The sequence below is a fragment of the Veillonella sp. HPA0037 genome, assembly GCF_000411535.1.
In the GTDB taxonomy this organism is placed as follows: Bacteria; Bacillota; Negativicutes; order Veillonellales; family Veillonellaceae; genus Veillonella; species Veillonella atypica.
Genome location: NZ_KE150483.1, coordinates 396,147 through 409,009, shown reverse-complemented (window position 1 = coordinate 409,009; position 12,863 = coordinate 396,147). Strand labels below are relative to the sequence as shown.

At 34.1% G+C, this 12,863-nt stretch carries 13 protein-coding genes; 12 read left to right on the top strand and 1 reads right to left on the bottom strand.

From position 1 onward, the window contains the following. The first annotated feature begins 209 nt into the window (after window positions 1-209). Genes larE through larA form a run of 4 tightly spaced genes read left to right on the top strand, consistent with a single transcriptional unit; the run spans window position 210 to window position 4,336 of the window. The gene (gene larE / locus HMPREF1477_RS01940) at window positions 210-956 is read left to right on the top strand and encodes an ATP-dependent sacrificial sulfur transferase LarE (protein WP_016475631.1); all 747 of its coding nucleotides are present in this window, start codon (window positions 210-212) and stop codon (window positions 954-956) included. Beyond that, window positions 953-1,708, top strand: a complete 756-nt coding sequence (gene larB / locus HMPREF1477_RS01935; protein WP_016475630.1) for a nickel pincer cofactor biosynthesis protein LarB — start codon at window positions 953-955, stop codon at window positions 1,706-1,708. Before larE ends, larB begins: the two co-directional genes overlap by 4 nt. After that, a complete protein-coding gene (gene larC / locus HMPREF1477_RS01930) occupies window positions 1,705-3,003 on the top strand; it encodes a nickel pincer cofactor biosynthesis protein LarC (protein ID WP_016475629.1) in 1,299 nt (432 codons plus the stop codon). The genes larB and larC overlap by 4 nt, the downstream gene beginning before the upstream one ends. A gap of 55 nt (window positions 3,004-3,058) precedes the next feature. Continuing rightward, entirely contained in the window at window positions 3,059-4,336 is a 1,278-nt protein-coding gene (larA, locus tag HMPREF1477_RS01925; protein ID WP_016475628.1) for a nickel-dependent lactate racemase, read from the top strand. A gap of 350 nt (window positions 4,337-4,686) precedes the next feature. Here larA and HMPREF1477_RS01920 read toward each other — a convergent pair whose 3' ends face one another. Further along, a complete protein-coding gene (locus HMPREF1477_RS01920; RefSeq protein WP_016475598.1) occupies window positions 4,687-5,616 on the bottom strand; it encodes an IS481 family transposase in 930 nt (309 codons plus the stop codon). Window positions 5,617-5,703: 87 nt separating this feature from the next. Between HMPREF1477_RS01920 and HMPREF1477_RS01915 the strand changes: the two genes are divergently transcribed. From HMPREF1477_RS01915 to glyS, 8 genes are all read left to right on the top strand, one after another. Beyond that, window positions 5,704-6,237 (top strand): hypothetical protein, encoded by a 534-nt coding sequence (locus HMPREF1477_RS01915; RefSeq protein ID WP_016475627.1) that lies wholly within the window; start codon window positions 5,704-5,706, stop codon window positions 6,235-6,237. A gap of 96 nt (window positions 6,238-6,333) precedes the next feature. Next, window positions 6,334-6,678 (top strand): hypothetical protein, encoded by a 345-nt coding sequence (locus HMPREF1477_RS01910; protein WP_016475626.1) that lies wholly within the window; start codon window positions 6,334-6,336, stop codon window positions 6,676-6,678. A gap of 140 nt (window positions 6,679-6,818) precedes the next feature. Beyond that, window positions 6,819-6,998 (top strand): hypothetical protein, encoded by a 180-nt coding sequence (locus tag HMPREF1477_RS01905; RefSeq protein WP_016475625.1) that lies wholly within the window; start codon window positions 6,819-6,821, stop codon window positions 6,996-6,998. A 128-nt stretch (window positions 6,999-7,126) separates the two neighbouring features. Beyond that, the gene (locus HMPREF1477_RS01900) at window positions 7,127-8,032 is read left to right on the top strand and encodes a DUF805 domain-containing protein (protein ID WP_016475624.1); all 906 of its coding nucleotides are present in this window, start codon (window positions 7,127-7,129) and stop codon (window positions 8,030-8,032) included. Between the two features lie 475 nt (window positions 8,033-8,507). Then, on the top strand, window positions 8,508-9,095 hold the full coding sequence (locus HMPREF1477_RS01890; RefSeq protein ID WP_016475622.1) for a hypothetical protein: 588 nt from the start codon (window positions 8,508-8,510) through the stop codon (window positions 9,093-9,095). Between the two features lie 294 nt (window positions 9,096-9,389). After that, the gene (locus tag HMPREF1477_RS09805; RefSeq protein WP_232197150.1) at window positions 9,390-9,587 is read left to right on the top strand and encodes a hypothetical protein; all 198 of its coding nucleotides are present in this window, start codon (window positions 9,390-9,392) and stop codon (window positions 9,585-9,587) included. Between the two features lie 333 nt (window positions 9,588-9,920). Next, a complete protein-coding gene (glyQ, locus tag HMPREF1477_RS01880; protein WP_005379917.1) occupies window positions 9,921-10,796 on the top strand; it encodes a glycine--tRNA ligase subunit alpha in 876 nt (291 codons plus the stop codon). A gap of 1 nt (window position 10,797) precedes the next feature. Beyond that, window positions 10,798-12,849 (top strand): glycine--tRNA ligase subunit beta, encoded by a 2,052-nt coding sequence (gene glyS / locus HMPREF1477_RS01875; RefSeq protein ID WP_016475620.1) that lies wholly within the window; start codon window positions 10,798-10,800, stop codon window positions 12,847-12,849. Window positions 12,850-12,863 lie beyond the last annotated feature (14 nt).

The following is a 12,863-nucleotide window of genomic DNA, read 5'->3' as shown; positions in this document are numbered from 1 at the left end:
GGTTTTCTTATATAGAAAAAATATAATGTATTACCTGAATATATATCTCATTTATGAGTTAGAAAATGGGAACAAAAAGTTTTATACTAAATACATTAATGGTTGTTCTATATATAGTAGAGTGATATTAGAGCCTATAGTAATGGCTCTATTTTATTTTTTTATTTTGAAACTATAGATTATAGAAATTTATTAAAGGATTGTATGGAATGGAATTAATCGATTATATAAAGACATTAGGTAATGTAGGTGTGGCTTTATCTGGTGGTGTAGATTCATCCTATTTAGCGTATGCTGTCAAACAATCTGGCATTCCATGCAAAGCATATACTGTTAAGTCTCAGTTTGTGCCACAGTTTGAATTAGATGATGCCAAGAAAATTGCAGAATGTATCGGTATTCCCTTAGAAATCATAGATATTGATGTACTCGAACATGATGATGTAACGAGCAATCCCAGTGATCGATGCTATTACTGTAAACATCATGTATTCACAACGATAAGTGAACAGGCTAAACGCGATGGATTTTCCATATTATGCGATGGAACCAATGCCAGTGATGAGGTAGATGATCGCCCTGGTATGAAAGCAATAGCTGAGCTATCTGTTAAGTCGCCACTAAGAGACTGTGGCTTAACAAAATCTATGATTCGCCAGTTGGCCAAACAGGCTAATTTATTTACCTGGGATAAACCATCCTACGCCTGTTTAGCTACGAGATTTCAAGCAGGACAGCATATAACAGGTAATGATTTAGAACATATTGAAAAAGCGGAAGGGTATTTATTTTCGTTAGGTTTATCAGATTTTAGAGTTCGTCTGATAGGAAATACTGCTAAAATTCAAGTCCCAGAGAATCAAATAGCTATTGTTATTAAGAATAGGATTCAGATTCTCTCATATTTTAAATCTATGTTTGATGAGGTTGTATTAGATTTAGAGGTGCGTTCATGAGCGATAATATTAGATCTCTTTTAGAGCAAGTAAAAAATGGTCAAGTAGATGTGGATGCAGCCTTATTAAAGCTAAAGATGAAACCGATAGAGGATTTAGGGTATGCCAACGTTGATTTACATCGTCAATTACGACAAGGTGTACCAGAGGTTATTTATGGTGCCGGTAAAACTAGTGAACAAATCGTGGGTATTATCTCCTCCATGCAGTCTAATGGGCAAGGTCATATATTGATTACACGATTAGCACCTGATGTGGCTGCAGAGGTTCAAGAACAGCATTCCTTGACATATATCAAGGATGCTTATATCGGCTACGTTGGTGATATGCCTACGAAGAAAACAGCATCCTGTATAGCCATTGTTACTGGCGGTACAAGTGATTATAAAGTGGCTGAAGAATGTGCAATTACAGCTGAATTTTATGGTAATACGGTCAATCGAATTTATGACGTAGGTGTGGCGGGTATTCATCGTTTGTTACAACATTTAGATACTATTATGTCTGCTAAGGTTATCGTTGTCATTGCCGGCATGGAAGGGGCTTTAGCAAGTGTTGTTGGTGGCCTTGTGGATGTACCTGTTATCGCCGTACCAACTAGTGTTGGTTATGGAACGGCATTTGGTGGTGTTACGGCGTTATTATCGATGCTCAATTCCTGCGCTAGCGGTGTTACGGTTGTCAACATAGACAATGGATTTGGTGCTGCTTATACAGCGAATATGATTAATCATATAGGTGAAAGTAAATGAAACGATTATTTTTAGATTGTCAAATGGGCATTGCAGGAGACATGCTGACCGCGACATTACTCGGTTTAGTAGATAATCCTGAAATGTGGATAGCAAAACTTAATCAAATGGGGATACCAGATGTTACCTATACATTAATACCGAAAGAAGATAAGGGATTACAAGGCTATCGGGTAGCAGTAACTATTAATGGAATAGAAGAATCTGAAAATCATAAAGGTAGTCCCCATGACCAGCATCATACTGATCATCACCATCATGATGCTCATTATGAGCATAACAAACATAGTGAGGCACATGGACATGGAGAACATTCGGAGCATCATGTACATAGCGAACATCATGTGCATGGCCGAGGTTTACAGGGGGTAACGGATATAATTAATAGTTTATCTATTTCCGATACGTGTAAACAGAATGCTATCAACGTATATCAGCTAGTAGCTGAAGCGGAGGCCAAGGTTCATAAATCGACAGTAACACAAATTCATTTCCATGAGCTGGGCATGCTCGATGCTATTGCAGATATTGTGGCCGTTTGTGTACTCTTAGAGGCATTGAAGTTTGATGAGATTATCATCTCTCCTATACATGTAGGTACTGGCACGGTTCACTGTGCTCACGGAGAACTGCCTGTGCCAGCACCCGCAACGATGGAGTTATTAGCGGGTATTCCAATGTACGCAGATTATCAAATTAAAGGGGAGTTATGCACACCTACAGGCGCAGCGTTAGCCAAGTATTTTGGCACAGCTTTTAGTTATATGCCAGTTATGACACCAACAAAGGTATCTTATGGATTTGGGACGAAACAATTTGAAAGACCAAATTGTATTCGCGCTTTTGTTGAAATAAACAATGATTTAGAAGACACAATCATTGAAATGTCTTGTAATCTCGACGATATGACGCCAGAAGAAATCGGCTATGCAGTAGAACAGTTATTACTTTCACCAGCACTAGACGTGTTTACCACATCGATTATGATGAAAAAACAACGACCTGGTACGATGCTGACGGTCCTTTGCAAGGAAGGCGACATGGATAAGGTGCGAGATTTAATATTTAGACATACTACGAGCCTTGGTATTCGATACCATCGCTGTAATCGATATATTTTGAACCGGTCTACAGGAGACATAGATTGGGAAGGCAATAGAATTGTTTTCAAAACAAGCAGTGGATTTGGTGTAAAGAGACATAAATATGAATATGATTCACTGGCTACTATTGCTAAGCAAAATGATATGAGTTTATTAGACCTTAAACGACAATTGCGTAAGAAGGAGGATTGATTTGTCGTAGCGGGTTATTTATAGTTTGTTAGTGTTAAGTTAAGGAGTGATTCCCATGAAAACATTTAATGTACCCTATGCAAAAGGATTTGTAGATATCAATATTCCTAATCAAAATATCGCAGGTGTATTAGAATCTAAAGCCCATTCCTATAAGGCTGAGCTTTCACAAGAGGCATTGGTAGAACATGCCCTAGATAATCCTATCGGTAGCCAACGCTTGGAAGAATTGGTTAAGGGTAAATCCAACATGGTCATCATCACAAGTGACCATACGCGTCCAGTGCCTAGCAAAATTACGATGCCAATTCTACTTCGCCGTATTCGTGAAGCTAATCCATCCATCGATATTACTATCTTACTAGCAACTGGTTTCCATCGTCCTACTACACATGAAGAAATGGTAGACAAATTCGGTCCTGAAATTGTAGCCAATGAAAAGATTGTAAACCATATCTCTGGTGATGCTAGCCAAATGACAAAAATCGGTGTGTTGCCATCCGGTGGGGATTGCATCATCAACAAATTAGCTGTAGAAACTGAGCTATTAATTTCTGAAGGTTTCATTGAACCACATTTCTTTGCTGGCTTCTCTGGCGGTAGAAAAAGCGTATTGCCAGGTATTGCTTCTGAAGTGACTGTAATGGCAAATCACTGTGCTGAATTTATCAACAGCCCATATGCTCGTACAGGTATTATCGAGAACAATCCAATTCATAAGGATATGGTATATGCGGGTCGTACTGCGAAATTAGCATTTATTTTAAATGTTGTCATCGATGCGGAAAAACATATTATCAATGCTTTTGCGGGTGATATGGAACAAGCTCATGAAACTGGCTGTGCTTTTGTATCTGAACTAGCTAGTGTGAAAGCTGTACCAGCAGACATCGTTATCACTACCAATGGTGGGTATCCATTAGACCAAAACGTATATCAAGCTGTAAAAGGTATGACCGCTGCTGAAGCATCTTGTAAAAAAGATGGTGTGATTATAATGATTGCCGCTTGTAATGATGGTCATGGTGGGGAATCCCTATATGAAAACCTTAAAAATGCCAAAACACCTCGTGAATTACTAGATTGCATTGCTAAGGTTCCTCGTAATGAAACAATTCCAGACCAATGGGAAATGCAAATCTTGGCTCGTATTCTAGATCAATTTACCGTTATTGTTGTAACAGATCAATGCGATCCTAAGATGCTTACAGATATGCATTTGCAACATGCTAGCACCTTTGATGAAGCATTGAATAAAGCTTTGGAATTAAAAGGTAAAGATGCAAGCATTACAGTTATTCCTGATGGCGTATCTGTTGTGGTGAAAGCGTAATTTACAATAACATATTGAACTCTTAGAAAAATATTATTTAGAGTCATAAAATGAACCACCTATTAAAGATGATTGGTAATCTTTGGTAGGTGGTTTAAAATTTATTAATATTCTTATATAATGTGATATAAATATAAGATTAATAAATTACAAACTTTACTAGATTAAGAGAGAAGGGACTATGAGCTATATACAGGATGAGTATTATATAGGTGTTATAAGTTTATGAAAAGTTTGATTAATAGCGAATATCTAAAGAATATATATAATTGTATAGGTAAAAATGTAAATAATGTATTTGTACTTAGAGATAATTCTTTCTAGAGTAATCAAACATTTGTGACAAATACTTATGCCTTTTGATTCATAAAGTACTCTGTTATAACTTGGTTTGGTGATTTAAAGTTTAAGACTTTTTGTGCAATGTTATTATATCTATTAGCATATCGACTATGTGCTTTTAGAAAACTCTCCATACTATTAAACTTACGAGAATAAAATCTTTCACTATCAATTCGATGACTGCGCTCTACCTTTCCATTCTGCCACGGAGAAAATGGTCTTGTCGTTTTATGCTCTATTCCTAATCTTTTTAATACAATATCAAATAAACACTCTCGATCTTTTACTCCATAGTTTGTAAATTCACGACCATTATCTGTTTGTATTGTATGAATAGGAAATCCCATTTTGGCTTCTAAATTTAATAAGAAGCGACTTGTATTAGTAACACTTTTTTCATCTATAATTTTTAGAATTCTCTTTCTAGAAAACTCATCAATAGCTGTAAGTTGATAGTAAGATTTTCCTTGTGTTGAAAAGGCTAAACTCTCGCGAGGTACGTATTTTATATCAATCTGAACCTTTTCTCCTGGATATGTTATTATATCCGGTTTCCACTTGCTTTTAGGAACAGATTTAACAACCTTTTTCTCTTTAATATGACACCTGATTTGTCGGCACATAGAGCCATATGAGCGTTTATAACCACGCTTTTTTGCCTCAACATATACTTGAGACAGCCCTTCATGTTTAAACTTAGAATGCATACGCTTGATAAGTGCTAGTTCTTCCTCAGTGTGTTGATTAGGATGAGAATGTGGTTTACGACTATACAATCGAAGTGAATCAATAGTCCCGTCGAAACGCTTCACCCAACGTTGTACTTGTTGTCTACTAGTATGATAGCGACGTGCAGCTTCAGCATTATTTCCATACTTTATAGCATATTCACATACTCGTTTACGAAATCTTAATTCTTCAGTTATAATAGAATGCATGAGAAGGAACTCCTTTTGTTGTAATGTTTGGATTAAGCAACTTCATTATAACAGAGTTCCTTCTCATTTTTTATTCACTTGTCACAAATGTATTATACTCTTACAGTATTTGTACTTAGAGATAATTCTTTTAATGAAAGTGAAATAGAATATATATCGGATGGCTGTATATATTTAGAATTTGATAATCAAATTATTAAATTTACAAATAAGTCAATTGAAGGACCTGATCTAGATGACTATCCTAATTTAGATTTTGAGGTATATGAGAATTTAAATGATAATAATTTATTAAGTGAATTTTCTTTATATGCGTTAAATATAACTGGAATTATAAATGATATTAAGATTGTAAATGATGAATTTTCGTCGTGGTGGAATAATGATATTATTTGTGTTGATATAGCTTTGAAGTTTGATATATCTGGTGTCATTTATTATCTAATTTTGTGGGATTCAATTCCTGATACAATAAGTTGGGTTGACAGTAGAAATATTACCTCTGAAAATAATTACAAACTTCGTGATAGAATTAGTGATTTTTGGGTTGGTAAATCTCCTGATTTTAAGTATTTTTATAGAAAAGAAATTTCTATATGTGATAGATTAACTATTTTGTAATTTGAGTGATAAATATAATTGCACCATAAAGACGATATAAAGATATATTAAGTATAGTCTGTAACAGTTAACTTAACTAAGATTTTAGAGGGAATTATGAAGGAGAATATCGCGTTATTATTAGCTATTTTATATCTGATTTATAGATATAAGACTTATAGTAAGGTTAATAAAATAATAGAAGACAGAATAGAAAATGTTCATAAGCCATTTTTTAAACGAATACAGGATGTTTTGCAGTGCTCTAAAGAAGATGCGGAGAAGGTAGGTTTAGCATTAGATAAATATTTTGTACCTTTAGAAAGTGAATTCTATAAAATTGATGATAATACTTACTCATTTGTTAATGCAGGAGGTCTTAAAGGGACTTTCTCAATAAATCAAAACTATGATTTATTGGCATTAGAGTATAATGGTGTAAATTTATTAGCTTTACATTAAAATAGTAATAAAAGTGTTCCTAAATAGACCGATATACTTAGTATTCAATCACATGAATTACTTATATATAGCAATTATGATTTAACTCTTATTTTATTTCTTTTAGTAAATTCATTTTTTTATATAAGGAAATTATTAAAATGGCTGTTATAAAAAAATTCTTTTTCTATGGATTTGCATTATTTGCATTAACATCCATTATATATGGAATGGCTTATGATTTTATGATTGGTGCTGAGATTCACTATGATTTTTATGGTGCAGGTTTTGTTGCTTGGCTAGTATTTTTTGGTATATTGAAAGAAATTTTTGGATTGTGAGAAATCTCTTAAATTTAATAAGTTATAATCTACTTAGTTGAAAATCAGATATGATGATTTAGGTGACTATGTATACTTGTTAGAATTCGGATTAATTTTTTTAGTGTAAAAAGCGTCAGATAAAATAGATGATAAGTGAAGAGATACAACTTATAAAACAAAATATATATGATTTACTCCATAATACACGAATAAATAAGAAGGCCTACCTTATTATATTGATTGGTTTATTCTTTACTTATTTTGTTGGTAATGCAATTATAAACACTTTGTCTATCCAATTAATAGAAATGTATTATTTACGTTATATCTTTAAACTAATGGGTGTATGTTTAGTTATAGAGTTAAGCAGACGTAGATTACATGATTTTGGATTATCAGGAAAATGGATATACTTATGGTTAATAATAAGTTGTAGTATATATGGATATTATATGTATGATCTATTTGTACTTGATGGTTTAAATATAGTGTTTTTTGAAGAAATCTTGCTAAGAGAAGTAGGTATTATATTTATACCAACAATGTTTTTATACTTACTCCCAAGTAATCATAGTAATAATCGATATGGAAATAGTAGTGTTCAATTGATTTCACCAACGAAAACTATTGGTTATTTAAATAACAAGATAACTCTAGAGAATAAAAATGGATTATTAGAGTATATGAAGGATATTTATATACATCAGTCGTTTTGTCTTAAAGGCAGAGCTAAAAGAGTAGAGGCTTATTTTGGTATAGGATCATTTGGTATGATTATTAGCTTAATCGTAAATTTTATCTCAATACTTTTTATGATTAAAGATGAGACAGGAATAGAAATACTTACACCTATATCAATAGGTATATTTTATGTCTTATATTTTTATGCTATTCTATCAATTCTGACATTATGTATTCGTAGATTACACGATAGTTTATATAGTGGTCTCTGGGTCATATTATTATTGGTTCCGTATTTAAATATTTTTATTATATACAGAATATTTGTAAAAAGTAGTTGGGATATAAATAGTTTAAGGGATATGAGCTAATTGCTATTGCCCATTTGTATATGATATTTGTTGAAAGTAATGCATAATGATATTCCAACAGATGAAGGGATTAAATGAGAAGGAGAGAATAATAAATGAAATTAATATATTATGTTTCTACTACATTCTTATTTTTACTCTTTGCCTATAGTGTAGTCCAATATATACGAAAATCTAATAAAGATAAAAATGAATTATATAGCCTGATTAGTTTGGGTATATTTTTATTTGTATTTTTTACGGACTTCAATTTCTTAGATTTTATAAATAAACAATTTAAATATCTAATTGAGTTTTTGCTATTATCATTTAGTACTTACCTGTTTTCACTAATTTTTAAAAATAGTGATAATAAATGGACTTATTATTTATTTTCTTTATTTACTGTATTGTTGTTTTTAATGGCAATCTTATTTGCCCTTTAATAAAGAGCTATTGAATCGGTATTATATTATTAAGAAATAGAGTAAAAATTATGATTAATCATATAAATAAACAGAGTTTAGATACACTTGCAGGTATAATGAATCAACATGTAGATAATATTTTTTCTCAAAAATTATTTGGGTTTACTCCAGATAGAAGTCAAAAAAATTTAGATGAAAATAATGATGTAGTGATATATTTACAAATTCAGGATTCATACATTGAGATTGTTAATGACTATATAGAAACTGAAGAGTATGATGAATACCCTAATTTTGAAATAAAACGTTGTATTAAAATGAATGAAGATACAGATTACCATCAAATAGTATCAAATAATATTAATGGAATCATAGAACAGATTAGTATTGTTAATGATGAATTTACCACATTTTATTCAGATGAAATAAATAGTATTGATATAGCCATAAAAATTACTATTTCTGGTCATGATTACTATATTATTGCTTGGGATGCCATTCAAGGCAATTTAAGTCTTATTGATAAAAGTATAATTTGTAAGGAAGATTTTTGGCTTATTAGAAGTCAGATATCTAAATTTTGGATAAATAAAGATTTAGATTTAAGATACTTTTATAGAAAAGAAATACCCATTACGGATAGGATAAATAAATGAATGAATGTATATAAACAGAAACGTAATTTCATAAGTCTGATTAGGTATAGATTATGGTGTTCTTTATTTATGATAGTTGCATGGACATTAAATGCAATAAATGCTATACCTATTGATGGTATTATTGCGGTCCCACAGGCAACACTAGTATGTACTATTATAGTAGTAATACTTATGTGGCCTCTCATTTGTCATAGAAAACTTTTTGTTTTAATATATCGAAAATATATCAATAAAGGACACTCTACATTTTATTTCTGTTTATGGTTCTTAGTAGGATGGATAGATAAAATTGTGAAAGAAGATGAACTCGATAGTTCTGCTTTTAGACTTTCATTTGAATCCTATTCACTATATGACTATATATGGTTAGTGATTTATATTCTATTTTTGATGTGGACTATATTCTATGCGGATATGAGTAATTGGCAACGCTTAATTGGTTCTGGTAGTGTGATTCTTTTAATCCTTAAATCCTTATATGTAAAGTAACTGCATTACTGGTACCCATTAATTTATATCTGTGTTGACATTCTTCCCTCTATATTGCTACAATATTGTGTATAATATATGCGATGAAGCAGAGTAGTAAACCTCTCTAGCGAGTGAGGATGGTGTAAGCTCACATTTGGTTGAAGGCGCTGTAGAGCATTGGCAGGAACGCAGGTATCTGTTAGTAAAGGCCAACATAGAAAAAAGAGGGCGCAAGCCAAATAGGGTGGAACCGCGGGTATACTCGTCCCTGTAACGTTTTTCGTTACAGGGACTTTTTTGTTTGTAACGAAATGGTTGATTTTATGTCGGTTGTGTAAAGTGGAGGCAGCAATGACATTTCAAGAGATTATACTAAATCTACAAAAGTTTTGGAGTGAACAAGGTTGTATCGTTCAAAATCCATATGACATCGAAAAGGGTGCAGGTACAATGAACCCTGCTACATTCTTGCATGCAATTGGTCCTGAACCATGGGCTGTATGTTATGTAGAGCCTTCTCGTCGTCCAGCAGACGGTCGTTATGGTGATAACCCTAACCGTTTGTTCCAACATCATCAATTCCAAGTTATTGTGAAACCATCTCCTGATAACATCCAAGAATTGTATTTACAATCCTTAGCAACCCTTGGTATTCATGCGGAAGATCACGATATCCGTTTCGTAGAGGATAACTGGGAATCCCCAACATTGGGTGCTTGGGGTCTTGGTTGGGAAGTATGGCTTGATGGTATGGAAGTAACGCAGTTTACATATTTCCAACAAGTTGGTTCCATCGATTGTAAACCAGTGTCCGTAGAAATTACATATGGTTTAGAACGTTTAGCTATGTACATTCAAGGCGTAGAAAATGTATATGATCTTAAATGGAATGAACATGTTACATACGGCGATGTTTGGCATGCTAACGAAGTTGAGCAATCTGTATATAACTTTGAATTAGCTGATACAGATATGCTTTTCAAATTATTTGATATGTACGAAGCAGAAGCAAAACGCGTTTGTGGTGCAGGTTATGTACTACCAGCCTATGATTATGTTTTGAAATGTTCCCACACATTCAACTTGCTTGATTCCCGTGGTGCTATTTCTATTAGTGAACGTACTGCTTTCATCGGCCGCGTTCGTGCACTAGCTCGTATTTGTGCACAACAATACCTTGCTAAACGCGAAGAATTAGGTTTCCCACTTTTGAAAGGAGATAAATAAGATGGCAAAGGATTTATTATTTGAAATCGGTGCAGAAGAAATTCCTGCCGGCTTTATGCCAAATATCTTAGGTCAATTGAAAACATTGGCTGAAACAAAATTAAATGATGCCCATCTTCCTTTTGAAAGCATCGCAACATACGGTACACCACGTCGGTTGGCTCTTATCGTGAAAGGTCTTGCTGACACATCTGCTGAAATTAGCGAACGTCACAAAGGTCCTTCCGCATCTATCGCCTATGATGCTGATGGCAATCCTACAAAAGCAGCTATCGGCTTTGCTCGTGGTAAAGGTCTTGATGTAGCTGATCTCGCTGTAGAAGATGGCTATATTTACGCTGAAACTAAAACTGCTGGCGTACCTGCAAAAGATATTGTCACAGACATGTTGCCACAATTGATTACAGGCCTTAATTTCCCTAAATCCATGCACTGGGGCAATTTAGATGCTAAGTTTGTACGTCCTGTACGTTGGCTTGTAGCATTACTTGATGAAGACGTAATTCCTGTAGAATTTGCTACTGTAAAATCTGGTAATGTAACACGTGGTCATCGCTTCTTAGGTGCTGATGAAATCACTATTAAGAATGCAGCATCCTATGTAGAAACATTAAAAGAAAACTTTGTTATGGTTGATCAAGATGCGCGTCGTGAATTGATTTCTAAACAATTACATGATATTGCAGCTTCTAAAAATGCATCCATCGTTTGGGATGATGATTTGTTAGAAGAAATTAACTATCTTGTTGAATGGCCTACAGCATTGTGCGGCGGCTTTGAAGAGTCCTACTTGGCACTTCCAGATGCAGCCATCATTACACCAATGAAAGACCATCAACGTTACTTCCCATTGGTTGACCAAGACGGTAAATTGTTGCCAATGTTTTTAACCGTTCGCAACGGCTCCGACCATTCCATCGAAGTAGTTCAAGCTGGTAATGAACGCGTATTGCGTGCTCGTCTTGATGATGCGAAATTCTTCTTTAACGAAGACCGCAAGAAACCTCTTATTGACCGTCAAGATGGTTTGACAAAAATCGTGTTCCAAGAAGGTCTTGGTAACTTGGCTGACAAAACAGAACGTTTGTTAACATTAGGCCGTGTATTTAGTGAAGAATGTGAACTACACGAAGATGCGCGCGTCGTATTAGAACGTGCTACTGAACTTGCCAAAACAGACCTTACAACAGGTATGGTTACAGAATTTACCGAATTACAAGGTGTAATGGGTAAAGAATATGCGTTACTCGACGGTGAATCCCCAGAAGTAGCGGAAGCTATTTTTGAACAATACTTACCTCGTTTTGCAGGCGATGTATTGCCTCAAACAGAAGCTGGTAAAGTGTTGTCCATTATCGACAAAATTGATAATATCGTTGCTACATTTAGCCGTGGCTTGATTCCTACAGGTTCTCAAGATCCATACGCATTGCGCCGTCAAACAATTGGTATCTTAAACATCTTGCTTGGTAGCGAATGGAATATTTCCTTGCGCCCAATCATCGTGGAATCTATGAATCTTCTTAATGTGCCTGCAGATAAACAAGATGAATTGCTTGGCCAAGTAGAAGAATTCATTACATTGCGTTTGAAAAATATCTTCCTTGATCGTGAAGTGCCTCATCACGTAATCGACTTGTTGTTATCTAACAATGAATTGTCCGTTGCCGATGCTGAAGGTCTTGTGAAAGCTCTCTTGGCTAACCGCATTGATGAAAATGTTGAATTAGTACAAGCTTTTACACGTATGTATAATCTTGTGAAAGATGTAACATATACTGGTGTTGATGAAAGTCTATTAAAAGAAGAGGCAGAACGTGCCTTGTATGAAATGGCTACGAAAGCATCTGAAGCAAGTATCGATGCATGGGATAAAAATGACTATGACGCTGTTGTGGCAGTACCTGCTACATTGGTGCCTGCCATCAACAAATTCTTTGAAGATGTTATGGTTATGGACAAAGATGAAGCTATTAAAGCTAACCGTTTACAACTGGTTCGTTTTGCATATAGCGTAATGGCTATTATCGGCGATATTAGTGCATTAAAATAACATATATTTTATAT

What these genes read in the sequence shown, in the direction of transcription:
- larE (WP_016475631.1), top strand. Translation starts at nt 210, where the DNA reads ATGGAATTAATCGATTATATAAAGACATTAGGTAATGTAGGTGTGGCT.
- larB (WP_016475630.1), top strand. Translation starts at nt 953, where the DNA reads ATGAGCGATAATATTAGATCTCTTTTAGAGCAAGTAAAAAATGGTCAA.
- larC (WP_016475629.1), top strand. Translation starts at nt 1,705, where the DNA reads ATGAAACGATTATTTTTAGATTGTCAAATGGGCATTGCAGGAGACATG.
- larA (WP_016475628.1), top strand. Translation starts at nt 3,059, where the DNA reads ATGAAAACATTTAATGTACCCTATGCAAAAGGATTTGTAGATATCAAT.
- HMPREF1477_RS01920 (WP_016475598.1), bottom strand. Translation starts at nt 5,616, where the DNA reads ATGCATTCTATTATAACTGAAGAATTAAGATTTCGTAAACGAGTATGT.
- HMPREF1477_RS01915 (WP_016475627.1), top strand. Translation starts at nt 5,704, where the DNA reads ATGTATTATACTCTTACAGTATTTGTACTTAGAGATAATTCTTTTAAT.
- HMPREF1477_RS01910 (WP_016475626.1), top strand. Translation starts at nt 6,334, where the DNA reads ATGAAGGAGAATATCGCGTTATTATTAGCTATTTTATATCTGATTTAT.
- HMPREF1477_RS01905 (WP_016475625.1), top strand. Translation starts at nt 6,819, where the DNA reads ATGGCTGTTATAAAAAAATTCTTTTTCTATGGATTTGCATTATTTGCA.
- HMPREF1477_RS01900 (WP_016475624.1), top strand. Translation starts at nt 7,127, where the DNA reads ATGATAAGTGAAGAGATACAACTTATAAAACAAAATATATATGATTTA.
- HMPREF1477_RS01890 (WP_016475622.1), top strand. Translation starts at nt 8,508, where the DNA reads ATGATTAATCATATAAATAAACAGAGTTTAGATACACTTGCAGGTATA.
- glyQ (WP_005379917.1), top strand. Translation starts at nt 9,921, where the DNA reads ATGACATTTCAAGAGATTATACTAAATCTACAAAAGTTTTGGAGTGAA.
- glyS (WP_016475620.1), top strand. Translation starts at nt 10,798, where the DNA reads ATGGCAAAGGATTTATTATTTGAAATCGGTGCAGAAGAAATTCCTGCC.